At 53.6% G+C, this 25740-nt stretch carries 16 protein-coding genes and 1 tRNA gene; 5 read left to right on the top strand and 12 right to left on the bottom strand.

Annotated elements, in window-relative coordinates; genetic code table 11:
* Positions 1-38: 38 nt before the first annotated feature.
* The 7 genes from HHO50_RS14305 to hemW form a co-directional block, all read right to left on the bottom strand.
* On the bottom strand, positions 39-722 hold the full coding sequence (locus HHO50_RS14305) for a 2'-5' RNA ligase family protein (RefSeq protein ID WP_181306744.1): 684 nt from the start codon (positions 720-722) through the stop codon (positions 39-41).
* A 193-nt stretch (positions 723-915) separates the two neighbouring features.
* Positions 916-1488: a pentapeptide repeat-containing protein gene (locus HHO50_RS14300; RefSeq protein WP_181306743.1), complete on the bottom strand. Its 573-nt coding sequence runs from the start codon at positions 1486-1488 to the stop codon at positions 916-918.
* Positions 1489-1525: 37 nt separating this feature from the next.
* Entirely contained in the window at positions 1526-2620 is a 1095-nt protein-coding gene (locus HHO50_RS14295) for an SGNH/GDSL hydrolase family protein (protein ID WP_181306742.1), read from the bottom strand.
* A 163-nt stretch (positions 2621-2783) separates the two neighbouring features.
* Positions 2784-3107: a hypothetical protein gene (locus tag HHO50_RS14290; protein WP_181306741.1), complete on the bottom strand. Its 324-nt coding sequence runs from the start codon at positions 3105-3107 to the stop codon at positions 2784-2786.
* A 413-nt stretch (positions 3108-3520) separates the two neighbouring features.
* Complete coding sequence (locus HHO50_RS14285; protein ID WP_181306740.1) at positions 3521-4645, bottom strand: MBL fold metallo-hydrolase; 1125 nt, start codon at positions 4643-4645, stop codon at positions 3521-3523.
* Positions 4646-4803: 158 nt separating this feature from the next.
* The gene (locus tag HHO50_RS14280) at positions 4804-5472 is read right to left on the bottom strand and encodes a hypothetical protein (protein ID WP_181306739.1); all 669 of its coding nucleotides are present in this window, start codon (positions 5470-5472) and stop codon (positions 4804-4806) included.
* A 174-nt stretch (positions 5473-5646) separates the two neighbouring features.
* Positions 5647-6786 carry a radical SAM family heme chaperone HemW gene (gene hemW, locus HHO50_RS14275; protein ID WP_181306738.1) on the bottom strand — a complete coding sequence of 380 codons (1140 nt, stop codon included), beginning with the start codon at positions 6784-6786 and terminating at the stop codon, positions 5647-5649.
* An 81-nt stretch (positions 6787-6867) separates the two neighbouring features.
* On the opposite strand from hemW, the gene HHO50_RS14270 reads away from it, so the two are divergent.
* Positions 6868-8661, top strand: a complete 1794-nt coding sequence (locus HHO50_RS14270) for an outer membrane protein assembly factor (RefSeq protein ID WP_181306737.1) — start codon at positions 6868-6870, stop codon at positions 8659-8661.
* Positions 8662-8723: 62 nt separating this feature from the next.
* Positions 8724-8796, top strand: a tRNA-Met gene (locus HHO50_RS14265).
* Positions 8797-9147: 351 nt separating this feature from the next.
* Here the strand turns inward: HHO50_RS14265 and HHO50_RS14260 are convergent.
* Entirely contained in the window at positions 9148-9534 is a 387-nt protein-coding gene (locus HHO50_RS14260) for a helix-turn-helix domain-containing protein (protein WP_181306736.1), read from the bottom strand.
* A 91-nt stretch (positions 9535-9625) separates the two neighbouring features.
* On the opposite strand from HHO50_RS14260, the gene HHO50_RS14255 reads away from it, so the two are divergent.
* Positions 9626-10186, top strand: coding sequence for a hypothetical protein (locus tag HHO50_RS14255; protein ID WP_181306735.1), 561 nt, complete (start codon positions 9626-9628; stop codon positions 10184-10186).
* A 506-nt stretch (positions 10187-10692) separates the two neighbouring features.
* Here HHO50_RS14255 and HHO50_RS14250 read toward each other — a convergent pair.
* The 3 genes from HHO50_RS14250 to HHO50_RS14240 all read right to left on the bottom strand — a co-directional run bounded on the left by HHO50_RS14250 (position 10693) and on the right by HHO50_RS14240 (position 17421).
* Positions 10693-13482 (bottom strand): M14 metallopeptidase family protein, encoded by a 2790-nt coding sequence (locus tag HHO50_RS14250; protein WP_181306734.1) that lies wholly within the window; start codon positions 13480-13482, stop codon positions 10693-10695.
* Between the two features lie 271 nt (positions 13483-13753).
* Complete coding sequence (locus HHO50_RS14245) at positions 13754-15097, bottom strand: M20/M25/M40 family metallo-hydrolase (RefSeq protein WP_181306733.1); 1344 nt, start codon at positions 15095-15097, stop codon at positions 13754-13756.
* Between the two features lie 116 nt (positions 15098-15213).
* Positions 15214-17421 carry an acylase gene (locus HHO50_RS14240; protein ID WP_181306732.1) on the bottom strand — a complete coding sequence of 736 codons (2208 nt, stop codon included), beginning with the start codon at positions 17419-17421 and terminating at the stop codon, positions 15214-15216.
* 253 nt (positions 17422-17674) lie between these two features.
* Between HHO50_RS14240 and HHO50_RS14235 the strand changes: the two genes are divergently transcribed.
* A complete protein-coding gene (locus HHO50_RS14235) occupies positions 17675-19387 on the top strand; it encodes a TrkA family potassium uptake protein (RefSeq protein WP_181306731.1) in 1713 nt (570 codons plus the stop codon).
* 665 nt (positions 19388-20052) lie between these two features.
* On the opposite strand, the gene HHO50_RS14230 is transcribed toward HHO50_RS14235, so the two are convergent.
* Positions 20053-20208, bottom strand: coding sequence for a hypothetical protein (locus HHO50_RS14230; protein ID WP_181306730.1), 156 nt, complete (start codon positions 20206-20208; stop codon positions 20053-20055).
* A 357-nt stretch (positions 20209-20565) separates the two neighbouring features.
* Here HHO50_RS14230 and HHO50_RS14225 point away from each other — a divergent pair, with 357 nt between their 5' ends.
* A complete protein-coding gene (locus HHO50_RS14225; RefSeq protein ID WP_181306729.1) occupies positions 20566-25731 on the top strand; it encodes an ice-binding family protein in 5166 nt (1721 codons plus the stop codon).
* Positions 25732-25740 lie beyond the last annotated feature (9 nt).

The raw sequence follows: 25740 nt of genomic DNA, 5'->3' as shown, positions 1-25740 counted from the left end.
CTGTTTTCCCGAAAATAATTGAAAAAAGGGAGAGTCGCTTACTTCAGGTCAAAAGTGGCCAGGGTTTGGGTGGTGCCTTTGCGTTGGTACCAGTCATGGCACACCAGTTCCAGGGTGTTGATTTCAGAGACGCCAAACACGCGTTTCCGGCATTCCTTCAGCTGCTGCAGGAACGCTTGTGGGCGCGCAAGTGGCCTCCTGAACCGGACTACCGTGCTGTGGGCGGTGGAGATGGTGTACCGCTGGTCAAGGGATTGCTGCAATTTAGAAGCCCGGAAAGCCTTCCGTACATTTTCCCGCAGGTGTTCCAGGGCATCGTTCTTCGGGAAGCCTTGCACCAGTACGCAGGAGGGCGAAGCCGTTAAGCCGGCATAGGCGATCTCAAGGGAGGGAATGTCCCGTAGCGCTTCTTCCAGCAGGTCTGTGTAGGCTTGCGGCTCAATAAGATCTGCCGTGAAGCCCGGATAACAGGAGATGATGGAGAGCACGGTTAAATGGATGTCTGGCGCCGGATAGTAATACTGCGCTGGTTCCAGCCTGGCGAGTTCCTTCAGCAAGCCGTGGATTTCCTTTTTCACCGAAGAGTCTGGGCGGGCCAGCAGGGTCACGCCTCTGCGGGTGTCAGCGGGAGAGTCAATGAACAGATCCAGCTCGTACCGGCCTTGTGCGAATTCTGCGGCCGCTTGTTCCCATAGGTGCGTATAATGGTCTTGTAAATTCATGAGCAGGAGACCTCAGGCCTTCGTTTTTAACCTATTTCAACTAAAATAGGGCAAAAACGGCAAAAGGGAAACGCCTTTCCTACTTCATTTCGCTTTTCTGGTTTTTTCTAGTAGTTACACGCCATCAATACGTATTTACTTAGCGGTAAACAAGCTCTAAGGGAATTTTCCTGTGGAATAGAGGGTACGACTGCTATTTCACCTCAATGTCATACTTCGCCAGCAGGCCCAGCGCACCCTGAACGGAGAACTTCGCTTTCTTGATGCGGTTAAGCTCTGGGTCTAAGGTGTAGTTGTAAGCTGTTCTGAAATCTGCTTTCTCCAGGTTGCTGCGCTGGAAAACGGTTCTGGCCAGGTCGCAGTCCAGGAAAGCGGCCTGGGTTAAGTCAGAGTCGGTGAAGTTGGCTTCCTTGATGCTGCAGCTGTCAAAGACGGTCTTTTTTAGGTTCTTTTTGCCAAAGTAAGTGTAATCCAGGGAGCAGCCTTTGAACCGTACGGCAAACAGGAAATCATGGCACTGGCTGAAATCCACGCCTACCAGCTTGCAGTTGACAAAGGTGGCATCATGCAGTTTGGAGTGGCTCAGTTGCACCATGCTGAGGTTGCAGTCCTCAAAGCGGCAATCAGCGAAGCTGTTGTTGGAGAGGTTGGTGCCGGAGAAATCACAGTTACGGAAAGTGCATTCCTCAAACTCCCGTCCGGCCACGCCTTTGCCGGTATAATTAAGCTGGTCAAAGGTCTTGTTCTGGTGCAGGGTTTCTTGCATAAAGTAAAAGGTAAGCCGATGGGTGCTTCTGGCAAATCTACCAGTTAAGTTTCTCCTGAATGAATGTGATGAGCTGGTTGGCCATGGCCTGCTGCTCTTCTACCCGCGGGTGGCCCGGTGTGTTTTTATAAGGCGCGAACAAGGTATAGACTTTCTGGTCTTGCAGCCCCGCCACGGCTTTCTCTACGTAACCCGGCCACGGGGAGCCCGCGCGGGTAATGTCCATGTTGCCCAGCATGGCAATGATGTGGGCATTGGGGTAGTTGCTCCTAATGCTTTTCACGAAGTTCTGGTACGCCGAAATCAGGAATTCCTCGCTGGGTTTGGTGCTCCCGAAGCGGCGCTTGAACTGGGCGTTGTTGGGTTGGTTCACAATCCGGGAGTCGTTCTGGAAGAGGTTGACTACCACCACATCGGGCTGTTTTTGGGAGAAGTCCCATTTGCTGGCCGCGTCTGAGGGGTTCAGCCGGTCATAGATCTCTGGCATGATGAGCGGCTCCCAACTCACCGTTACCCCGATGCCGCTTTTGCAGACACAGGTATAGTCGGCGTCAAAGAACCGGGCCGTAAGCGCGGCGTAGCTCACGTAATTGTTGGTGTTGGTGCCTTCCCAGGAATCTTTCCCCGAGTAATCCTCTGCCGCGTACCCGGCCGTGATGGAGTTGCCGTAGAATTCTATCATCCTGGTTTTCGGCGCAGCCGCAGGTAATGTTTTGCCGCCGTTTTCCAATTCAAAGCCGTAAAACGTAGTCGTGCCCTTGTCCCACTCAGTGCGCTTGAACAGTTCTACCGTGTGCTTGCCCGGCTGTAGCTGAGCCGCGAGCGTGTATAGCTTGGCCTCTTTATCTGGCTGAAGAATGGAGATGCTGTCGCCGTCCAGAATGACGTTATAGTAGCTTTTGCCGCTGCTGTCTTTTAGGCGCGCTTTGACCGAAGTACCCTCAAAATTCAGCTTCACCGACGTGCCCGACCAATACAATTCCGCTGCCTCCGGCGATGGTTTTCCCACCCGGCCCATATAGGTCACTTGTTTATCTTGCGGTGCAACGGAGATGCTTTTCTGGGTGGCGCAGCCCGCTAAAAGCAGTACCAGAAGAAAAGAAGAGAAGCGGGAAAGAACGCTTGTTGGCATGAAAACAGAAGAGTTGAAGGGTGGAAACGGGTACTGGCAAAGATGCTGAGAACCCTGTTTGTTTCAAAGCGCATTCTGGAAGAAAACCTGCCTTTCCACCCTTCAGCCTGCTGGGTAAACAGAAACGATGGGTAGGTAAGAGCGGCCTTAACGCCACTATGCCCTACCTGAAAACCATGGGGGCAGCATCTGCCTGTTGCCCTAGAAGCGGGGCAAACATAGAATAGCTGGCCAGGTTGGCGGTGGTTCCAATAGAAGGGCCTGTCACAGGAGCATCAACTCCTGTGTCCTGCACCGTAGGCGGATTCTCAAGCCTCTCGGCGGGTGCCGATTGGGGAGAGGAGAAGTCGGTTACGTGGGTGAAGTACAGAATGCCGGCCAGAAACAAGACCATCAAGCTGGCGAAAACAGCACCAAGGAAGGAAGATTGCCTTCCCTGCCCGCCCGGAGCAGGCGCAAAGCGATGGGGGTTGGTTAGTGTTTCCATAGTTAGAAAAGTTAATTTTTCCTAAGATGCGTTTCAGGCCTGTTTTCCATAAAACAACCCTGAAACGAACGCTTCCCTTACAATGAAATTCCTAACCATAAGTTACGCCGATTACCTCTGGGTGTTGTCTGTGCGGGCTTTCGGTAGTCCGCTAAAAGTAATGGTAAACGAAAAAAAAGTACTCGCTCGCCTCTGGCGCGTGTGGGCAACCCGCGGCCTCTGGCGTATTAGAGAATTGCCCTGTTTCGGGCCTGTTTTTCCAGAAACAGGCCCGAAACAGGAATCGAAAGCCTTTGTGCTATTGAAGGGAGGGCCATAAGTAATGTTCTGCCTAGCGGCCAAAGGCCGCAGGTAACCCACACGCGCTGGAAGTGAGCGAGAGAAATCATTGCTTTTTAGGACTACCGGGCTTTCTACTCAACGTCTTTCCACCACTGCTTTTGGGGAAGTTCGGCCTGCAGGCTCCAGCGCTGGCCAATAAGCGGCGTGGCTAGTTGGATGTTGTGCTGCCGCACCGCTTCAGAAAGCCGCTGAATAGGGTCTTTCCAGTGGTGCAAGGCCAGGGAAAAGGCTCCCCAGTGGGTAGACATCAAGACTTTTCCTTTCAGGTCAAGGTGTGCCTGGGCGGTTTGTTCGGGCATCATGTGGATGTACTTCCAAGCCTCGTTGTACTGGCCGCATTCCAGCATGGTGAGGTCAAAGGGGCCATATTTTTCGCCTATCTGCTTGAAGTGCGTGTCATAGCCAGAGTCACCACCGAAGTAAATGGAGTGCCCGCCGCTCTTCAGTACCCAGGAGCACCACAGCGTTTTGTCCCGGTCTCTCAGGCCCCGGCCCGAGAAATGGCGCGCGGGCGTGGCAGCCAGAAACAGCCCTTCGTACTCAGCGGTTTCCCACCAGTCCAGTTCCGTGATCTTGCTTGCCTCCACGCCCCACTTTACTAAATGCGCGGCCACGCCTAGCGGCACGAAGAAGTGTTTGGTTTTGGCCTTCAGTTTCAGAATGGAGCCATGATCCAGGTGGTCATAGTGGTCGTGCGACAGCAGCACCACATCTAGCGGCGGAAGGTCTTCTATGGCAATGGGCAGTTTCTCATTAAACCGTTTGCTCCCGATAAAGGAGACTGGCGAGGCCCGCTGCCCCAGCATAGGATCTGCGAAAACGCGTTTCCCGTTTATTTCCAGCAGCACCGCCGAATGCCCAAACCAGGTAACCCTGACTCCAGCCGCGGGAGTTGCCGCGAAGTCTTCTTTCCGCAAAGTCACCATGGGCAGTTCCTCTAAAGGCGTAGCCCCCTCTGTTCCGCCTAGGAACTTAGCAAAGATTTTCACCTTGTCCAGAAAGGGAGAATCGTCCATCATGGGCGTGGGCGATAGGTTCTGGAACTTCCCGTCGCGGTACTGCTTTGAGTTCTGGATGCGTTCCAGGCTTTGCCCGTGGGCTGCTGCGCCAAATTGCGGGGCGAACGCCATAAACAGCATACCGCCAATGGTTACAAGGGCTAGGAGCGAGAGCAAAATGTACATAAACTTCTTCATGAATTGTCAGTAACTGTGACAAGTACCTCTTAGGCGGGGAAAGGTTTTAAAAAAAGTATCCTCTGTTTTAGGGCCTTTTTCACAAAAGTAGCGCTAAAACAGAGGATGTAAGCAAAGGTAGGAAAAATGCCTGCCAGCGTAGGTTCTGGGGCAATTGCTTATTCCACTCTTAAAGATTTTGGTGCTCTTAATGCAGAAGAAATACCGCTAGGAGCTTTTCTCATATTTGCTTTGGCATCTTCATCAACAACATCATTGGTGATGTCAATGAATTCTCCTGAGTACTGGGCTCTCAGGGTTTGCCCATTTTCTAGTACTACATGACAATCTAAGGTGTAGTTGGGTGCCGTTCCAGATATGTTGACAGAACCACTTGCGATCCTTACCACTTCGGTGTTATCCAGTTGTTTATCATTGTTTAGGTCAACCACAAGGTATGAATTAAGGAAAAAGCTCTTGTTCCCGTAAGTGGCAGTTCGCTGGGCAAGTGTCAAGCCGGCGAAATTGGCGTACTCAAACCTTCCGGTTTTAAAGCTTGATGCACCTAGTGAGTACGTATAAAAAACAAGGTTCACCTTCTCTGCCCCTGTGTTCTGATTGACGTCTGTAAGCAAGAAAGCCTGAACATGGTGGGTGTTAGTTGTTGAGAATCCAGTAGCGCCCGCATCAAGGCTTGCGCCTAAGGTGAGATCATAGATAGTGTCAAAATACTCTAGCTGATTTTCCAAAGAAGGTAATTGTTCTTCATCGTCATCACCACAAGATACTGTTAGAAAACCGCATAGGAGCAGGGTCATCAATTTGAAGGAAAGGGTAGACTTTTTCATGGAAGGGAATGGCTTAAGGAAGTAAAGGTGACACTCATTTAGGTTTCGCCAAACAAGTAAGTTTAGTTCAACGGTGATAACCTACAAGGGTTTAACCTAAGCCTGTAACGCTTAGAATAAAACTTGATTTCTGGCCTAATTTACATAAAATAAGCCAGAAACAGAGTGGATAATTTACGCTTCCTCGGGCAGTAAAAACAAGTCCAGCGCAATCTCATCAGCGAGCAGTTTTCCCGCTTCGGTTAAAACCAGAACGCCTTGTTCTTTCCGCAGCAAGCCTTGCGCCTCTATTTTCTGCAGATACGTCGCGTGGAGTGTCCCTAAATCTACTCCCCATTTGGCTTGGATATACGCCGTGTCACAGCCCCAACTGGTGCGCAGGGTAGTCATCACGTATTCGTTCACGCGGTCTTCCACGGAGAGTTCTTCTACCGTGCAAGGCAGTTGCCCAGCTTCCAGTGCCTGCACGTACTTGGGGTTATGGGCAACGTTGAACTGACGGCTCACCCCATTGAACGAGTGCGCGCTCGGCCCGATGCCCAGGTACGGCACCTGTTTCCAGTAGCTGCTGTTGTGCTTGCTCTCAAAGCCTGGCTGGCAGAAGTTGGAGATTTCATAGTGCAGGAACCCGTGGGCTTTGGCCTCCAGCATCAATAACTCAAATTGCTGCGCCACGCGCTCTTCCTCGGCAGGCGTGAATTTCCCTTTCTTAAGCCGATGCCCCAGCACCGTGTTGGGTTCAATGGTCAAGGCATAGCAGGAAAGGTGCTGCACCCGCAAGGCAAAGGCTTTCGCCAAATCCTGCTCCCACAGCGCCGCATCCTCGGCCGGAATCCCGTAAATCAAATCCAGGGAAATGTTGTCGAAGCCCACCTCCTGCGCCTGTTTGATGCAATCTGCCGCCTCCGCCGCGGTATGCGGACGGTTCATTAACTGCAAATGCGGGTTATGGAACGACTGCACACCAATGCTCAGACGGTTAATCGGCGTTTGCCGCAGGGCCCGCAGTTTCTCCAGCGTGAGGTCATCGGGGTTCGCTTCCAGCGTGATTTCGGCAGAAGGGTTTACGGGGTGTTTTGCGTAAATCGCCTCTAAAAGACCGTTCAGCTCGGCCACAGATAAGATGGACGGCGTGCCACCCCCGAAGTAAATGGTATCAATGGTTTCGCCGTTCAGGTAGTTCTGCTGCAGCGCCAGTTCCCGGTGCATGGCGTGCAGCACCTGCTCCTTCAGGCCCATAGACGTACTGAAATGGAAATCGCAGTAGTGGCAGGCTTGTTTGCAGAAAGGGATATGAAGATAAATTCCGGCCAAAATATGCTGGGGCTATGGAAAGCGTTACGTGTAAATAGAACCGGCCGTACCTTTGTGGCAGAAGCCGTACCTTTAGAAACAATGAAGAGGAGGTCTAGTTCCCGTCCGTGCCAAAAGAGTCGCTGGCAAAGATACGCATTTCTGGGGCTCCTCCTGGGTTTGCTGCTTTGCGGCGGCGTGGGACAGGCGCAGGACAAACGGGTGGTAAAAGTCCTCTCGCCCGACCCCGATGCCGTCAGAATCTGGCAGCGTCTCCAACCCAAACTCACCTCCCGCGATTCGCTGGGTTTGCAGCAGGAACTCCGCGGCTGGCTTTCCCGCGTGCAGGAAGAAGGCTACCTCACCGCTTCTATTGACAGCCTGCAACAACGCAAAGATTCTCTGTGGGTGCACGTGTACGTGGGTCGGCCGTATAGCTGGGCCTCGCTCCGAAACGGCAACGTAGGCGAAGGGCTGCTGGAGAAAGTGGGCTTCCGGGAGAAACTGTACAGCGGTCAGCCTTTCCGTCCGGCGGAGTTTGCCCAATTGCAACAAGCACTCCTGCGCGAAGCAGAGAACAGCGGTTTTCCCTATGCCGCCGTCCAAATAGATTCCCTGCGCCTCTACAACGATTCCATCAGCGGCGTGTTGCGGGTGGCGCGTGGGCCTTTGATGCTCATTGACTCGGTGCAAATCATCGGCAGCAGCCGCATGCAGTTGCGCACCCTGTACCGCTACACCCAGCTTGCCCCGGGCCAGCCATATTCTCTGCAACGCATAGAAGCTGCCATGCGGGCGCTCCGGCAGTTGCCGTTTGTGCGCATCACCGGCGATCCGCAGGTCTTGTTCGCGAAAAACCAGGCCCGCGTGTATTTCTTCCTGGACGAGAAAAAAGCCAATCAGTTTGACGGTATCATCGGGTTTCTACCTGACCCTAACTCCTCGGCAGCCAAACTTTTGATTACCGGCGAAGTGAACCTGCAGGTGCGTAACCTGCGGGGCAGCGGCAAGCAGATTGGCCTGCATTGGCGCAAAGTAGAACGTAACTCGCAACTTCTGGATGTGGAATACCGCCACCCGCACTTTTTCAACTCGCCTTTTGAGGTGGCCGGGCTGTTCCATCTCTACAAGCAAGACACGTCTTTTCTGAACCTGCGTCCCCGCCTGGAGATTGCCTATCCGCTGTCTACCACCAGCCGTGTTACGTTCTTTGCCGAGGTGGTCAGCTCCCAACTACTCTCGCCGGAAGCCCTGCGGCAGCGCACCTCCGACTCCTCGGCTATTGACGCCAACTTCACCTCGTACGGGTTGTCGTATGCTTGGGGCAACTTAGATGACCTGTACTTTCCACGCCGAGGCACCCAAGCCTTTTTTCAGGGTGCAGTAGGAAACAAGCGGGTGCAGCGCAACGCCCGGGTGGAAGCCAGCTACTATGACACCCTGCAGCTGAAAACCTCCCAGCTTTCCCTCTCCGGGCGGGTGGAGCGGTACTGGCCGGTCACCAAAAACGGGGTGGTGCTCACGCGCCTGCGCGCCGAGGCCTTGGTGAATCAACGGCTGTACCTGAATGAACTGTTCCGCTTAGGCGGACTGGCTACGCTCCGGGGCTTTGACGATTACGCCTTTTATGCCTCGTCGTACGTCCTCAGTACGCTGGAGTATCGGCAGTATACCGGCCAAGATTCGTACGTTTTCCTCCTGTACGACCAAGGATATCTGCGCCGTGACCTTCAACGTGAAAAAAATATTCAGTGGGCCAGCGGCGTAGGTGGCGGTATCAGTTTCTCCACGGGAGCCGGTGTGTTTCAGCTAGTTTACTCCGTAGGAAGGACTTCTCAGGAGGGGTTTAGCCTGCAACGCGGCAAGATTCACTTCGGGATTACGGGCCGTTTTTAGAAAAACTTTCACAAAGTATTTGGAGCGAATAGAAAAAGCCCCTACATTTGTATTACAAACAGTGCGGGATGGAGCAGTTGGTAGCTCGTTGGGCTCATAACCCAAAGGTCACAGGTTCGAGTCCTGTTCCCGCTACCTAAAAACGCGAAGATTGCTGAATTTCAGCAATCTTCGCGTTTTTCTTTTAAGTCCGGACAAATCTCGGACAAACAATTGCTTTAAGGTCAGGCATTATTGCAAAAGGTGCCTGCAATGATAGTTGATGTTATTAAAGCCTTTTAAAATAATATAGGATTATTTATCTGCCTGTTTAGTCTTTAAATACAAAGGGAAGGTAGATTTATTAAAGATAATTATTACACAAGTAGTTCAGAAACTAGAAAGTCTTTTCTACCCTCTAATGTTAAAGCTCTACTATTCTCCAAAAGAATAGCCGCAATGAATTCAAATAGTCCTCCTTTAAATTTTTTTGATTCTTTTAAATAATTATCCTATAAGGCCAATTTCAGGATTGTTTGTGATGAGGGTTCTTCTGCTAGCCTTGTCTATTTCGCAGGCTAGCAAGACTTTGATCCCAACCTTGTCAAGACCTATGTCTAACCCGCCAGCACCAGAGAAGAAACTTAACGCCTTAAGCTTCTTGTGGCTGCTCGTTGAATCCAATTTAATCTGGGACTTTCTATCGCTCGGGTTTGTTTTATTTTTTCTTAACTCAATTCTTTCTGGCTCAAATGTGTTCTTGTCAATGAGCCAAGTGCTTTTAAGTCTTTGTCCCTGAATGATTCCTTCTCTTAGTAATTGTCTCACGAATTGCTCTGAGCAATTTAAAACTTGTGCCGCTTCGGCTACTGGAATCAGATTGGTAGTGTCCATAGTTTCGGATGCGAAAGTAATCTTAAACCCTGGGGAAGACAACTTTATTCCTGTAAGTACCTATATTGAATAAACCAAATATTTTATAAAGATGGCCTATACATTATACGACATTAACAACAAGGCAATTACCCATCATGACTTACAGGACAAAGGGGTTTGGTGCCAATTTGGAGTAAAGAAAGAGGAGGCGTTTGTGCAACTCTTCGGAACACAGTTGCACGTAGCGATAAACCCTGAAAAGTCTCATAATAAATATGCGCCAGATCTACTTCGTCTGCAAGATCAGCAGCTAGGAGACGTGAAAGTCCAGAATACTCCTTTCTTTCAGGCCAAATCCCGCTACGCTCTAGACCCGCAGTGGGCGGTAGTATTTAATGAAAAAGACTTTTTACGCTATAAGGCACATTACGCTAACATTGAAATATATTTTTGGGTTGACTGGCAAGCCTTGAGGTTTGAACAAGGTGCGTCACGGATCAATGTCAGTCCTATGACAGGAGTATGGCAAATCTCCTTTGCTGATATTTCCAAGTTGATTGCAGACGCTCCGCTCCATGAATACCAGCAAAGGTTCAATGACAATAAAGGGAATGCAAGAGGGAGCTATGTGTTGAACCTACAAAGCCCCGAATTCAAAAAAGTTATCTAAGCACAGAATTTATTATTTCAAAGCCATTCACAGGGTTATGCGAATAGTAGAACCTGTTTAGGGTTTTTCATAAACCGGTATTTAAAGCAATTTCTTTGCAAGCGTCCGCTGCTACTTCGTTTTTAGGCTCTTTTTCGGAAAACAGTTCAAGAACAAGAGGTCTGTCTACTGGTAAGGGCATGTTAAATTTTGGATTCATCAGCGAGAATGGCAAGAGTAAGGTTCTGCGGAGGTGGTTTCAGAACCTCGTGGCAGCGCTACGAAGGCGATAGAAGCGCGAACGTAGGGTTCTTTCTATGGCCATTTGCAGCACGAAAGACAAATTTTAAACATGCTCTAAAAGCATCTGCTTGTGCCATCGTTTTCTGCCTGCTTTTATGAAAACAGGCAGGAACCCCTAAACAGCTTCATTTGTCAACTTTTAAAAGTATTCTATAAAGTCATTATCTGCGTTCATCCAGTAAGCAAGCGATAACAACAGGACGAACGCTGATAATAATCTCTTTCTACCGCATGCTTTGTGCCGCACCCGTACCTGTGGAATACAACTGATTAAACAGCAGTTTGAAAGTGCCGTGCGCCTGACCCCGGAACGTAATCTCCGGGCCAAAGGCGTAGAAAGTACCTGCGCCCACGGGGGCGGAGAAAGCCGCTACACCATCTTTCAAATACGCCTGTCCCCAGGCCCAGCCGCTGCGGAGCGGTTTATCAGTGGAGAACCAGGCCAGTGGTTTTATGACGCCATTGGCGACGGCATCTGGGGCGAGTTTGAACACGGGGCTGTTGTCAAAATACACATCGCCTTCGGTGGGCATACCCCAAGTGGCGGGCTGGGAAGTGGCGTATTTCACGCGCAGGATGCTGCCGGGGATGTAATATTTGGTGGACGCAAGCGGTCTGGCCTGTCCGGAGGCATTCATCTCCACCAAGGCGTTGCTCACGGGGAGCTTCAGGTGATAGGCCAGGTTGGTGCTGGTGCCGATGGTGACCACGGTGCCGCCCGCTTCCATGAACTTCCGGAGGGCCGGGATAGACTTGTCTGCGGTGATGGAACCCAGCTGAGAGCGGTACTCCGCAGGAATGTCTTCCGGCTTGGGGCCTCGGCCGTCGCCGCCTCTTTCATTGTTGCCTTGCGCCGAAACGGGTGGAATGGCCCGGGTCACAAACAGAATCACGTCATATTTCTTGTTCAGGTCACCGGCGTCAATGTCCTTGGCATACACCAGTTGGCTGGGAAAATGGTATTGCTCCATAATCCAGCGCGTCCAGCCCGAGGGCATGGAACCTCCGTAGGTATCCCAAAGGGCGATGCGCAGGGGAGAAACCTTGCTGGTGGCACCAGCCGGACGTTGCCCAACTCCTTTGATGGTAAGCCCATAATCAGCGGCGGCTTTTTGCACGAGGGCTCTGGATTTGTCGGTGGCTGGAACGAAGAAATTGCCTTGGTCAGCACCGGAAGCAGGCATTCGGTACACCTCGGCACCGGCCTGGAGCAAGTCATTGACGGCAATGAACGAATGGTTGGCGCGGGCATCCAATACATAACCAGCATCAGTCGCCGAGGCTTGCAGGTTGCCTTTGGGAACTTGCAGTTCGCCGTACGGTATAGGTTGGAAGGGGCCTTTGAAGCTGTCTAAAACTCGGTCAAACTGCACGCCCATCTGGAACGCCAACGTCCACCCGGCGGCGTCATATGGCCTGATGGGAGGCCCGCCCGGGTACTGAAAATCGTTGGGGTGCTCCTGCGGTTCAAACATGTCCAGGACGTGCGGCCGAAACGCCTGATCGGTCTTCACCACGTAAGATCCGGCGGGGTAGCTTTTGCCCGCTACTTTAAATTCTTCGGTCGCCTTGTGCACCAGAATTCCAGACTTGATAAGTGCGTTCACAAAGGTGACGGCGGTAGGAAAATCAGGCTGGGCCGCCGAGATGATGTAGCCCCTTGGGTCGCGTAAGGCCGGGTCTTTGAACACCGTCTCAAAGTGCTTTACCGGAACGTTGCCTCCGCCACCGGAAGCGGCCTCACTAGTGGAGTTGTCACCCTCAGTTGATTTCTGCTCTTTCGCGTGAGCGGCGGTAATGGCTTCTACGTGCTTGGGAGAAAGAGCCCAATAGTCTTTACTGCCGCGCTCCATGGAGTTCTTGCCCATGCGGTAGATGTTATACAGCAATTCATCGCGGTGACGGGCTGCATAATCAAGCACGGCATAGTTGAGCGATACAGAATAATCAATGGACTGCTTGAAATGCCACTTCTGCGGCGTGACTGGGTTAGGCGTGGCACCATTGGGCAACAGACGTTGCGGCACCAACGGTATCTCTTCCGGCGTAGGATGCCCGATGATTTCGGTGAGCAGGCCTACCATGTTGTGGAAGTACGGCGTGGTGCGCAAACCGCCGTTCCACCAGGTGGAAAACTGGGAGCCTGCCCGCTGGGTGTAGCCGGGCTTGTCCTCGGCGTTCAGGCGGTTGTTCATGGCGGCGCCCACGGCATCAATGCTGGTCACCAGCAGCGGGTCGTACGCGTAGTTGAACGGGTCACGGTACGGCGGCCCTGCCAGCACCGACCCGGCCGGGCCGCGCTGGTGGTGGTTGTACATAATCTGCGGAATCCACTCTACAAACAGCTGGCGGCTGATGTTCTGCGACTCTTTCATGTTGTTCATGAAGAAATCACGGTTGTTGTCATGGCCCACGTATTTCTGGTACAGGCGGGGCAGATTGCTTAGGGAGCGGTCTTTTTCTTTGCGCGCGCGCATGTACCAGTTGCTCACCAGTTCCTGCCCGTCGGGGTTGGCGTGCGTCAGGAGCACAATGGTCTTGTCCAGCAGGCGCTTGGTTTCGGCATCCTGGCGGCTCACCAGATTCCAGGCGGTTTCTATCAGTTGGTGAATGCCCACGGTTTCGGTGGCGTGCAGCCCGCCGTCAATCCACACCACGGCTTTACCCTCTGCCGCTAAGGTGCGGGCTTGTGCCTCCGTGAGGTTTTCGGCCCGGGCCAGTTTCTGCGAGATTTCCTTAAAACGGCTCAGATTCCGGATGTTCTCCGGCGAAGAAACAATGAGCATGAACTGATGACGGCCTTCCTCGGTGAGCCCGATGTCCACCAACTTGGTGCGGTCAGAGGCGGCCAGTTTCTTGAAATAGGCTTCGGTCTGCGTGAAGTTTGCCAATTGGTAATCGTCTCCTATGTTGAAGCCGAAATGCTCTTTGGGCGACGGAACCGTCTGCGCGTGGCAAACCGCCACCGACAAGAGCAGCAGGAGGGTGAGGGAACGGTAAAACTTTGTTATCATAGGAACAGATTTTAGATGTAAGAGGAAGGTGATAGGAGAACGTAAAGTACTATTCAATTCCCTTCTTTTGTCATCCTGAAAGGAACTTGTGAGCGAACGGTAATAGCGTTTATTCAAAGCCTACCTAGTTCGCCCATAAGTTCCTTTCAGGATGACAAAAATAAGGGGAAGCGTTTATGAGCTGATTTCGGGAAAACAGGCCCAAAACGCAGTTTCTTTCGCAGAGCAGCTTTATCGGTCACCTCTCGGCTCACGGAAAGCTGCCGCATGATTACTGAACGGCAGACTTCTTCCCTTTGGCCATCCCGGCTTCTGACAAGAGCAGGAGCAAGGCCCGTTGGGTGCCCAGATAGGCTTTGTCGTTAATCCAATACTCGTCCAGGGCGTGGGCGCCGCCGCCTTTTCCGCCGCTGCCGATGGTCACTGCCGGTACGTTTTTAGAGAACGCAATATTGGAATTGGTAGAGCCAACGCGTAACGCAGGTTCGGTGCCCAGGAACCGGGTGGCGGCTACGCTGCGCTGCACCAAAGCCACGCTGGGGGCCACGCCACCGGCCGGACGGTCGCCAATCAGTTTCACATCTACAGTTAAGTTCGCCCCGATCCGCTTCATCTGGTTTTCTTCCTGCAAGGCCCGCTGCACGGCGGCCTGCAGGAGTTTGTCGATACCTTCTACCCGCTCGGGACTCTCGGAGCGCATGTCTACTTCCATCCAGGACTCAAACGGAATGGAGTTCACTGAGGTGCCGCCGCCAATCACGCCCACGTTGTAGGTCGTCCGGATGCCTTGTTTGGTGAATTTGTCGGCCTCCACGGCGAAGTAGTGGATGGCCCGGCCCAACGCGTTATGCGGATTCACCAGCCCGAACGCGCCGGAGGAGTGTCCGCCGGGGCCTTTGAAGGTGATGCGGTAGCGGTGCGAGCCCAAGCCTCGGTTGGTTACGCTTCCTATGCCCGTGCCATCCACGGCGATGTACGAATCGATTTTAGGGCCTTTTTCTGAAAACAGGTGCTTCACGCCGCGCAGGTCGCCCTGACCTTCTTCGCCCACCGTGCCGATGAACAGCACATCAGCTTCCGTTTCCAGGCCGTTTTGCTCTAACGTCTTCAAAACGGACAGTACCATGGCTAAGCCCCTAGTATCGTCACCAATGCCGGGAGCGAGGAGCGTGTCTCCTCGTTGGGTTACTTTCACATTGGTGCCCTCAGGGAAAACCGTGTCCAGGTGCGCTTCCATGACGACTGTTTTGGTGCCGGTTCTGCCTTTGCGGCGGGCCAGCACGTTGCCTACCTCATCCGTCCAGACCGAATCAGCCCCTGCGGCGCGCAGCATTTCGGCGTACTTCCTGCCGCGTACTTCTTCTTTGAACGGCGGGGCCGGAATCTCGGTGAGCGTAATCAGGTCTTGAAGCGTTTGCGGCTCCAACTCCAGGATGGTCTGGAAAGCAGCCTTCACCGAGGCGTTTTTAGCCAGAGCTTTTACCTCGTTTTCATAGCGCTTGTCTACGGAGATGGGCTTCGGCTTTTCTGCGGATTGCGCCAAGGCGGATAAGGTGCCGAGGGCAAAAGTGACGGGCAAAAGGCCTCGTAACAGGAGTTGGGTGGTTTTGTGCATGTGTTGTGTCTGGTGCGGTTGGTTTGGAGTAGGGCTGATAGGTACAAGTTTTTCAAAAACTCGTTTTAAGCCTGTTCTCCGGGAAACAGGCTTAAAACGAGTTTCGGTATAGCTGCTTAGGGTCTTTTCTCGCCGGGATGGTAGGTGGCTTTGGCGCGTTTCTCCACGTCTTCGCGGTAGTAGGCGGCGTCTTTGAACTGCACATCGGCGTAGCGCTGGGCTTGGTCACTGAAATGCGGGGAGGTAGGGTCGCCGCTCTGTCCACCCGCCAGCATCGTCTTTGCCTTCACCTTCGGCCCGAATTCCACGACGGCCACAAAGCTGTTGCCCGAGGTGCCGTACAGGCGCTTGGTGTTATAGGAGTTCGCCCCGTACGAGGCCAGTGCGCCCCAGTTCCCGGAGGCCATCCCGATGGGCAGGCTTGGTTTGGCATCATTGAACGGCTGTTGGATATCGCCGGTGAGGCGTTGGAAGCGGTTGATTTCGCCCCAAGGCGTGTTCCACGTGCCGAAGTCTTTTTCCAGTTGCGCGATGGTCTGGCGGAAAAGGTCTAGCCGTTCTTTCTCCGGCGACTTGTTCGCGTAATATTCGAAGCGCTCTATCAGGTTCAGGCTTTTGGGCGCGCTGCCGTTTCTGGTGGAAATGGTGGCGTAGAAGTGCGCCAAAGACATCGCCACCGATTCTTTGGCCACCGCGTAATCCCAGCGGCGCAGCACGTCCATGGCGGCCTTCAGCTTGGGGTCATTCGGTTTCTGCTGGTCGTACGCCTTCACCAAGCCGGGAATGAGTACCTCGAAACCCGGCAGGTACGGGTCATAGGCCAAGCCGATGAGTTTGTCCAGGGTCAGGTTGTTCGCGTTCTTGAGCAGGCGGACGGCATGGATGCCCCGGAAATTCTCGGCGGAGGGAGCCATGTACACGGGATAGTCTTCTTTTTTGGGGCTGTACTCCCCGGCGCTGGTAAAAGGGGTGGAGTTGCAGTTCTGAATCCAGCCGTTGGGCGGGTTGATGACCCGGATGGTTTCTTCCAAGGAATGCAGGCCCTGCCAATCGGTTTTAGGATTGCTGCCGTCTACGGGTTTGGAGTAGTCAAAGGCGGTGTCGCGGATGGGGAAGAAGTTGCCGTGATAGTAGGCGATGTTGCCCTCCGCATCGGCGTAGATGGTTCCGTTGGAGGAGTTGGTGCGCAGCTGCATCATCTCGTTGAATTCCTTCAGGTTGCGTTTCTTGGTGCGGGTGTACGACTGCGTGAGTGCCTCTACCGGTTTCCACATCATGGCCGTGGCTACCCATTTGTTTCCGTTCTGGTGCGTGATGGGGCCGTGGTGCGTTCTGTAGGTGGTGAAGGTCTTTTGCTTGGTTTCGTTTCCTTCTTTATAAGCCAGGGTAACTTCAGAAGTAGTGACCGGGCGTTGCCCGTCGCCATATTTATAGACCAGTTTGCCGTTTTGCTTGCTGATGGTTTCCTCAAATTCATCCACCACATCGGCGTACGCCGAGGTGTGCATCCAGCCGGTTTTCTCGTTGAAGCCCTGGTAAATGAAGAATTGTCCCCAGGTCACCGCGCCGTACGCATTCAGGCCTTCCTCACTCACGGCGTGTACTTCGCCTCTAAAGAAAAACGACGTGTGCGGGTTAATCAGCAGCATGGCGTTGCCCGAGGCGGTGTGTTTGCCCGAGATGGTGAAGCCGTTGGAGCCTTTGGGTTCCGCCAAGATGTTGGGCTGCGCCGATGGTTGGTGGTGGTAACCGGTAAGTTCCTGCGCCTTGTTGTCCTCATAGAACGCCTGAATCTTGTTCAGCGGAATGCTTTCTATGTCGCCGCCGATGGAACCTTCGGTGAAGTACATGGGCATCCAGGGTTCAAAGCGGGTGAGCAGTTTGGGCTTTACCTCGGGGTGCGTGTACAGGTAGTAGTTGACGCCATCCGCGAAGGCCTGGCAAAGTTTTTTCAGCCACTCGGGGCTTTTCTCATAATTCTGGATGGCTTCTTCCTGCGTCATGTAGAGTTTCGCCCGGAGGTCGCTGTACAGCATTTCCTTGCCCTCCACCTCGGCCAAGCGGCCCGTCGCCCAGAGGTAATTCCGCTCTACCCGGTTGAAATCATCCTCGCACTGCGCGTACAACAGCCCGAAAACCGCATCGGCATCTGTTTTTCCGTACACGTGCGGCACGCCAAAATCATCTCTTATGATGGTGACCCGGGCGGCCTGGGTTTTCCATTGGCCTACTTCCTTAGACGAAGCAATTTTTTCGCTGCTGGAGCAGGAGAAAAGAAGGAAGAGGAACAGGTAGAAAGCGGTCATCTTGAACAGGTGTTTCATGAACCAAAGAAGAGAAAGAGATGCGTGACCAATTTAAGGCTATTTTCCAGAAAATACAGGCAAAACGAAGGCTAGCTATACACTACTGAGAGAGTTAGCGGAAAAGGCGTTGGCTCGGGCACGCTGGGCCTTCCGTTTTACCCCTGTTTTTAGGAAATCAGGCAGAAAACAGCGCCTGAAGTTCAGGTGCGCCGCCCTGCTTTTGTAGCTTTGCTGTTTCTCTTTCCTGTTTTTCCCGTAGTACGTATAGGCTATGAAATTCTTACCTACCCAACTGCTGCTCTTCCTCAAGAACAAGCCAGACCGGCGCAACCTCATCCTGCTGGGGAAATTCATGCTGGTCTTGCTGGCCTTGATTGTGGTCTTCACCGTCATCTTCCACCTGCTCATGCTGCGGGAGGGACGCATCTTTTCCTGGATCACGGGTTTGTACTGGACGCTCACGGTCATGTCTACCCTGGGCTTCGGGGACATTACCTTTCACAGTGATTCGGGGCGGTTTTTCTCCATTGTGGTGCTGCTGTCGGGCATGGTGTTTCTGCTCATCCTGTTTCCGTTTACCTTCATCAATTTCTTCTACGCCCCCTGGATGAAAGCCCAGGAAGATGCCCAGGTGCCGCGCGCCCTTCCGGCGGGTACCAGCGGGCACGTGGTGCTCACCCAGTACGGGCCGGTCACCGAATCCCTGATCATTAAATTAAATCAGTTCGGGTACCCGTACGTGGTGCTGGTGCCAGATTTGGCCGAAGGGCTGCGGCTGCACGGCCTGGGCATCAAAGTCATGTTGGGAGATCTGGATGACCCAGAGACGTACATCCGGGTGAACGTGCAGCAGGCGGCCCTGGTGGCGGCCACGGCCACCGATGTCATCAATACCAACATTGCTTTCACCGTGCGCGAGATTAGCGGTGAGGTGCCCATCATCTCTACCTGCAACTTTGCGGCCTCGGTAGATATTCTGGGGTTGGCGGGCAGCAACCATGTGCTACAACTGGGCGAGATGATGGGGGTTTTCCTGGCACGGCGCGCCAGCGGAGGAGACGCCTGCGCCCAGGTGATTGGGGAGTTCAAAGAGTTGCAGATTGCCGAAGCCTCTGTGGCGGGATCGCCCTTGGTGGGCCTGACGCTGAAAGAAACGAAGCTGCGCGAACGGGTGGGCGTGAGCGTGGTAGGCGTTTGGGAACGGGGCCGGTTTGGGGCCGCCCAACCCGAAACCTTGATTACCGAGACCACGGTGCTGGTGTTGGCCGGGTCAAAAAGGCAGATAGAGAAGTACAACCAGGTGTACCAAACCGAAAGGCACCTGAAGGGCCCTGTGATCATCCTGGGCGGCGGACGGGTGGGCCGCGCCACGGGGCAGTCGCTGGCCGCGCGTAACTTGGATTACCGGATTGTGGAGAAAGACCCGGCCCGCATCAAGGCCAACCCCAACTACCTGCTGGGCGATGCCGCTGAACTGGAAGTCCTGAAAGCCGCGGGCATTGACGAATCGCCGTGCGTCATCATCACCACCCATGACGACGACATGAACGTGTACCTCACCATCTACTGCCGCCGCCTGCGCCCCGATATCCAGATCATCACCCGTTCCACCTTGCAGCGCAACCTGCCCACCATGCACCGGGCCGGGGCCGATTTTGTGATGTCTTATGCGTCTATGGGCGGCAACATCATCTTCAACCTGCTCAAGCGGAGCGATATTTTAATGGTGGCCGAAGGGTTGGACTTGCTCAAAGTGCAGGTTCCCCAGCAGCTGGCGGGCCGCTCCATCGCGCAATCCTCCATCCGGCAGGAGACCGGCTGCACCATCATTGCCGTAAGACAGGGCGAAGACCTCATGATCAACCCAGACCCTTTCATGGTGCTGCCGCCCGAGGCAGAAATCATCTTAATTGGCACCGTAGAGGCCGAAAACAAATTCTTCAGTATGTATGGGCACAGCGATTTCTTAGAAAGGGCAGAGTAAACGGGTTATAATAGTTGCTAGCCCTAAAGCCTCTTTCCATTGCCCAGTTCACGTTAGTGCAAGAAAGAAGAGGGTTGAGAGCAGAACTCTCCTGCTCCCCCTTTGAAGCTCATCCTACCCCACCGGATTTTGTAGGCATGGTAGGGGGATGAGAAAGGCGGAAGAAGAGGCAAGAAGCTTTCGTTCAATGCTAAACAGCCGGTGTAAAGGACAGGAACCGCCATTACCAGCAGGAGTAATCATCTCTCTATCCCCTTCAAAGGGGGACAATCAAATATCGTGCTCCTTTGTTTTAGACTTATGGGTAGGATGAGCCCAGAAGAGAGTTTTTTTGTTAGTGGACTACTCCAAAGAGAGAGCGTTTCTCCAAAGACCGCAGCGTTTTTGGGCTGTTTTCCTGAAAAGAGCCCAAAAATAGAAATTAAAGGTAGTCTTGTAAAAGGAATGGTTCCACTCGCTCGCCTCCGGCGAGTGTGGGCTACCTGCGGCCTCTGGCCGCTTCTAGGCCTTTTTTTAACGGCGGGACGCGGAGGTATCTCACCGGCGTCTGAGAGGCGAGCAAGTGGAGTTGTTTAAAACCATCAATTTTTTGGAAGGGTAGCTTGGTGGCGAAAAGTCTCGCTTTTCATGCTGTTTAGTGAAGCAAACCCACGGTCTGTTCTTATCTACGAGAACAGACCGTGGGTTTCGTTTTTAGGCTCTTTTTGGTAAAACTCGCCTGAAATGCCCTTGCCATAGATGCATGCCCTGCCAGAGAACTCCGCCGGTGCTTTCTTCCCCTCTTTTACGTGGTAGGTTTCTGCTTTGGGTGATGCCGCCACGGCCTAAAGTGTGACTTGCCTCCCCAGTAGGTAAACTCCTTAGTTACAAGCCGGTTCTGAATATATATTGTTCTTAATATAAAGAAGCAGAATGTGTTTAAAAAATATGATATTACTTTTTATTTTATAAATTTGTCTAATTATGTAGAAGTTGCATTATAGCTATTTAGTGAGATGAAGCAAAGAGGGTTTGTGCTTTCAGGTCTTCAAGAGAATATCTTATAAAATCAGCTTATAAAATAAAATTAAGTCAAATAAGTACTGCTATATGTACATCTTTACTTATAAATCATATCTATTAGTGGTAATTGGACTAATACTCCAAAAAGTGCTTAAGTAAAACTTGGGGGAGAGTGCATGAAAATACGATTACTACTACTCTTGTTCTTTCTTTTGTCTCAAGCTGGTGTTTTTGCACAGATAGCTCCTGCCTTCAAGGCATTGCAACAGGTGTCGGTGGCTGGTGGCGCGGGCTATGAAAGCAAGGGCAACAGCAAGGTGAAGAGACAGGTGCTTCCGTTTGGGATAGCATCAAAAGAGGTTTTAAATGAGATTGACAGAGTAGCTGCTGAACTGAAGCGCCAGCAACCCACTGCTACGTTGTCTGGGGCGGCTTTGACGGGTGGTAAATTGTTGCCGGGCGTGTACCGGGTAAAGGGCGATGTCCATCTTCAGAAATCATTAGAATTACTAGGCAGCAAATTCCCGAACGGGATCTTTGTGTTTCAGGTGGAAGGAAGTCTAAGGGTAGCCCCATCGGTAAACGTAGAGCTTCGGCAGGGAGCCAGGGCGAAAAATGTATTCTGGCAAGTAGCCGGGGACGTAGCGGTAGGCGCCCAGAGCAATTTCAAGGGAACCATAGTAGCCTCCGGCAATATCTCAGCTGGCAAAGCCGCCACCGTAGAGGGAAAACTGCTCACGAAGGCGGGAAGTGTGGCGCTGTCTGGCACCACGGTCACCGAACTGGGTTCTGAGCATATCTCTGACCTGGAGGTAAAACACGTGGTAAGTGAAGGCCCGTACCGGGTGGGGCTGTTGGTGACGTATACCATCACGCTTCAAAACTGGGGCCCCAGCGAAGAAACCAACGTAGTCCTCAACTTTGAAACGCCTTCCGGTATTCAGTTCCTGGGGGCCAATACCTCCATGGGCTCAGCGTTTGACCCCGTCAGAAGAGAATGGATTATCAAAAAGCTTCCCAGTGGTACCACGGCCACCATGGTGGTGCAGGCGAGCATTCTTAAGACTGAGTTCTCCACCACCGTGGTCACGGTGACCGGCGATGGCACTGACCCTAACATCAAAAACAACACGTCTGAACTATCCATCTGCGCTACGCCGTCTAAACCCGGAGAAATTACCGGCAAAACGTCTGTTTGCGTTAATACCCCCGGAAACGTTTACCAGATAGAGCGCCTCCCGGGAACCCGGAAGTACAGTTGGAGCCTTCCCAGCGGCTGGGTCATTACCTCGGGGCAGGATTCCAATGAGATTACCGTTTCAACCGGCGGGGCCGAAGCCCAAGGTACCATCTCAGTAAGGGCCGTGAACGCCTGCGGCGATGGGCCAGAATCGGTGCTGGAGGTGAGCACGGTTTCTTTTGCTCCTCCCACGCCTTCCGCCATCACGGGCCCTTTGGAAGTTTGTATCGGGCAGAAAGAAATCACCTATGCCATTGACCCCATTGCCAGTGCCATCTCCTATGCCTGGGAAATTCCCGGTGACTGGACGGTGGTGCGGGGCCAGGGCACCTCTTCGGTAGCCGTTCTCCCGGGCGCTACCAGCGGAGAAATAAAAGTAACCGCTGAAAACGCCTGCGGCAAAAGCGCCAGCAGCAACGTGCAAGTCACCATCTCCCCCGCCGCTCCTCCAAAGCCTGAGCCCATCTCTGGCCCAGCCCACGTCTGCGCGCATACCGACAACATCGTTTACCAGGTAGCCGCCGTCCTGAATGCCACTAGCTATACCTGGACTGTTCCGGCAGATTGGGACATTGTAAGCGGACAAGGCACCGCCCGGGTAGTAGTAAGAGCCGGAGCCACCAAAGGACAGGTAACCGTGAAAGCGCAAAATGGCTGCGGCACCAGCCCGGTGACCTTCTTGCCCGTTTCCATTTCTTCCGAGGCCCCAAAAGTAGGGAGTGTCTCCGGCGATGTGGCCGTGTGTTTATCCAATGCAGAGCACACGTATGCAGTGGAAGAGATTGAAAACGCGGGCACCTATACCTGGAGTGTCCCTTCCGGTTGGCGGATTCTATCGGGGCAAGGCTCTCGGCGAATTAACGTGAAAGTAGGTTCCAGCGGCGAGGTAAAAGTAATCGCTTCCAACGGCTGCGGAGACAGTGCACCGGTTGCCCTGCATGTAAGCGTTAGTGCCGGGGTTCCCGAACTTCCCAGTGCTATCTCGGGGAACAGCGCTCCTTGTAACAGTGGCAGCGAACACGTGTACTCGGTGGCGACGGATGCCAACGTGACCGGCTATACCTGGGCCGTTCCGCAAGGCTGGATTATTGTTTCGGGGCAGGGCTCGCACACCATCAAGGTGAAAGCCGGTGCCACCCCCGGCAGCATTTCTGTGATGGGAAGCAACGGCTGCGGAAACAGCCCGGTGAGAACGCTGGCAGTAACGCCCGCCACTACGGTGCCAGTCGCTCCCGCTTCTATTACCGGTGAAACGGTTCCTTGCAGTGACGGCCAGCAAACGTATTCTGTGCCTAATGCCGTGGCGGGGCTCACGTATACCTGGGCGCTGCCCGATGGTTGGAATCTGATTTCGGGGCAAGGTGGTGCCTCTATTGTGGTAAAAGCAGGAACTACCGCCGGGCAAGTAACGGTAACCGCCAGCAACAATTGCGGACAAAGCGCAGCTACCCACCTGGAAGTAACTCCAGCGGCCGGTGTGCCGGTGTTAGCTGCCACCATCCAGGGCGAAGTAGCGGGCTGCTCCAGCGCAAACCAACTTACGTACAGCATCACCTCTACCAATGCAGCGGCATCTTTCCTCTGGCAAGTGCCAGAGGGTTGGGAAATTGTCAGCGGGCAAGGAATGCGGGAAATCACGGTGAAAGCCGGAACGGGTAACGGTGTTATTCAGGTATTGGCCAGAAATGGCTGCGGGCAGAGTGTCACCCGTTCATTAGCGGTAACGGCTTCACCCACTCTCCCCGCCACGCCAGGCCTTATTTCAGGATCAGCCAACCTTTGCGCCACTTCGGGCGAAGTAACCTATAGCGTGGGTCAAGTGAACGGGGCTGCTACGTACAATTGGTCAGTTCCCACTGGTTGGGCCATCCTGCGGGGCCAGGGCACCACTTCGTTGGTCGTGCGCGTGGGGCCTTCGGCCGGACAAGTACAGGTAACCGCTGGCAATGCGTGCGGAACCAGTGCTGCCTCAGTTCTTGCGGTAAAGGTGTCTACTTCTGTTCCGCCTGCTATTGGGGCCATTACAGGAGAGAGCGCATTCTGTGCCTCGGCCGCGCCGCGCACGTACACCGTGACGGAAGCCGAAGGAATCAACAGCTATACCTGGTCAGCTCCGGCTGGTTGGGAAATTCTTTCCGGGCAGGGTACGGGTTCTATCAGCGTAAGACCCGGTGCTACCGGCGGATATCTGAAAGTAGTTGCTTCCAATTATTGCGGAACCAGCGCAGACTCTACCAGCATATCTGTTTCTCCGCCGCTCTCTGCCACCCCCCTTATCATCACGGGCGCTAAAGCTGCTTGCGTAAACGATGAACCCATCACCTATTCGGTGGAAGCGGTTGCCGGGGCTACCCAGTACACTTGGAAGGTTCCGGTCGGATGGCAGCTTGTAAGCGGGGAGAACACCACGGCCATTCAGGTAAAAGCAGGAACCGGCGCGGGTACTATCTCTGTGGCTATTTCAGATGCCTGCGGCGGCAGTGCCACAGCTAATTTGGCGGTAAGTGTAGCCAGCAGTGCGCCGTTTGCCCTAGGGCCAATCACCGGACAGTCGGCCACTTGCACTGCCTCGCGCCTGACGTATCAAGTACCCAATGATGTTTATGTGAACACCTATGCCTGGGTGGTGCCTGCGGGTTGGAACATTGAGTTAGGTCAGGGAACCCACTCCATTACAGTGGTGCCAGGAACCTCTAATGGCGTGATAAGTGTGCGGGGTGTGAACGGCTGCGGCATTACCTCAAGCGTCAGTTCGCTCCAGGTGCAGGTACAAACCGTGCCGCCTCTCCGGCCGAACCCAATGCAGGTAATAGCGGCGGCGCTTACGCCCTGTGCGGGCGAAAAAGGGCTGGTTTTTGAAATTCAGGCGGTAAACGGAGCTTCGGAGTATGAATGGACGGTTCCGGCGGGTTGGCTCATTGAAGCTGGCCAAGGCACTACCAAACTTACCGTCACCGCCGGAAGTCAAAACGGCCAGGTAAGCGTGGTGGCGAAGAATGGTTGCGGACAAAGTGAAAGCCGCGCAGTGGCGGTGGTACCCACCACGGGAGTACCGGTGATTACGGGCGAGATTACGGGGAGTACCCTGGTGTGTGTCAATGCGGGCAGCGTCACCTACAGCATCAACAGCCCCGGCGCAACCCAATACATGTGGTCGGTGCCCGCAGGTTGGTCACTGATAGCTGGTCAGAATACCAATACTATTACCGTGGTGCCGTCGGCGGCTAGTGGCGTGGTCTCAGTAAAAGCCTTCAATGGCTGCGGCGCAAGTCTGGAGAAAAGCCTGACGGTTGTCCCCAGCGTGGGGGGAGCCTTGAAGCCCGGCGTGATTGATGGCCCTATCGCTTTCTGTGCTTCCGGGGAGCAGCGGGTGTACACCGTCACCCAAACCGGAAGTGCCGCAACCTATGAGTGGAGCGTGCCTACCGGTTGGAAAATCATCAGCGGACAAGGGACTGACCGCCTTGTGGTCTCCACGCAGGCGGGTGCCGGTCTGGTAAGCGTGAAAACCGTGAACGGCTGCGGAAACAGTGCCGAGGCCAACTTATCGGTGACGGTAGCGCCCGGCTTAGGAGTAGCTCCGGTGATAAAAGATGAGAGCTCCGCGTGCGTGGGCAACCAGTTCTCTGTACCGGCCATGGCCGGGGTCTCTTACAAATGGAGCATCATTTCTGATACGCCGGGTTGGGCCATCACCTCTGGGCAGGGCGCTGATAAAGTAACCGTGCAGGCCCCAGAAAACGCGCTGCCGGGTTCTGCCAAACTAATGGTAGAGGTCAACAACGGAACTTGTGCCACCACCTCGGCTATGCTGGAGATGGTGCCTAAGTTCCTGGCCCCGCAACTGCATGTGCCCAATGTCTTCTCCCCTAACAATGACGGAAAGAACGATGTGTGGGTAGTCGCGAATCTGCTGGAATACCCAGAAAACGAGGTCGTGATCATGAACCGGTGGGGCAGCGAGGTGTACCGCATGAAAAAATACCGCAACAACTGGAACGGCGGCGGCCTGGCCGAAGGCACTTACTATTATGTGCTGCGGGTGCGTCTCTGCGAAGGCCAGGAAGAAACCAAGAAGGGCTACGTAACCATCATGCGCTAAACGGAAATG

Source organism: Rufibacter sp. XAAS-G3-1, from assembly GCF_013623775.1.
Taxonomy (GTDB): domain Bacteria; phylum Bacteroidota; class Bacteroidia; order Cytophagales; family Hymenobacteraceae; genus Nibribacter.
This window is presented reverse-complemented; position numbering and strand designations above follow the sequence as displayed.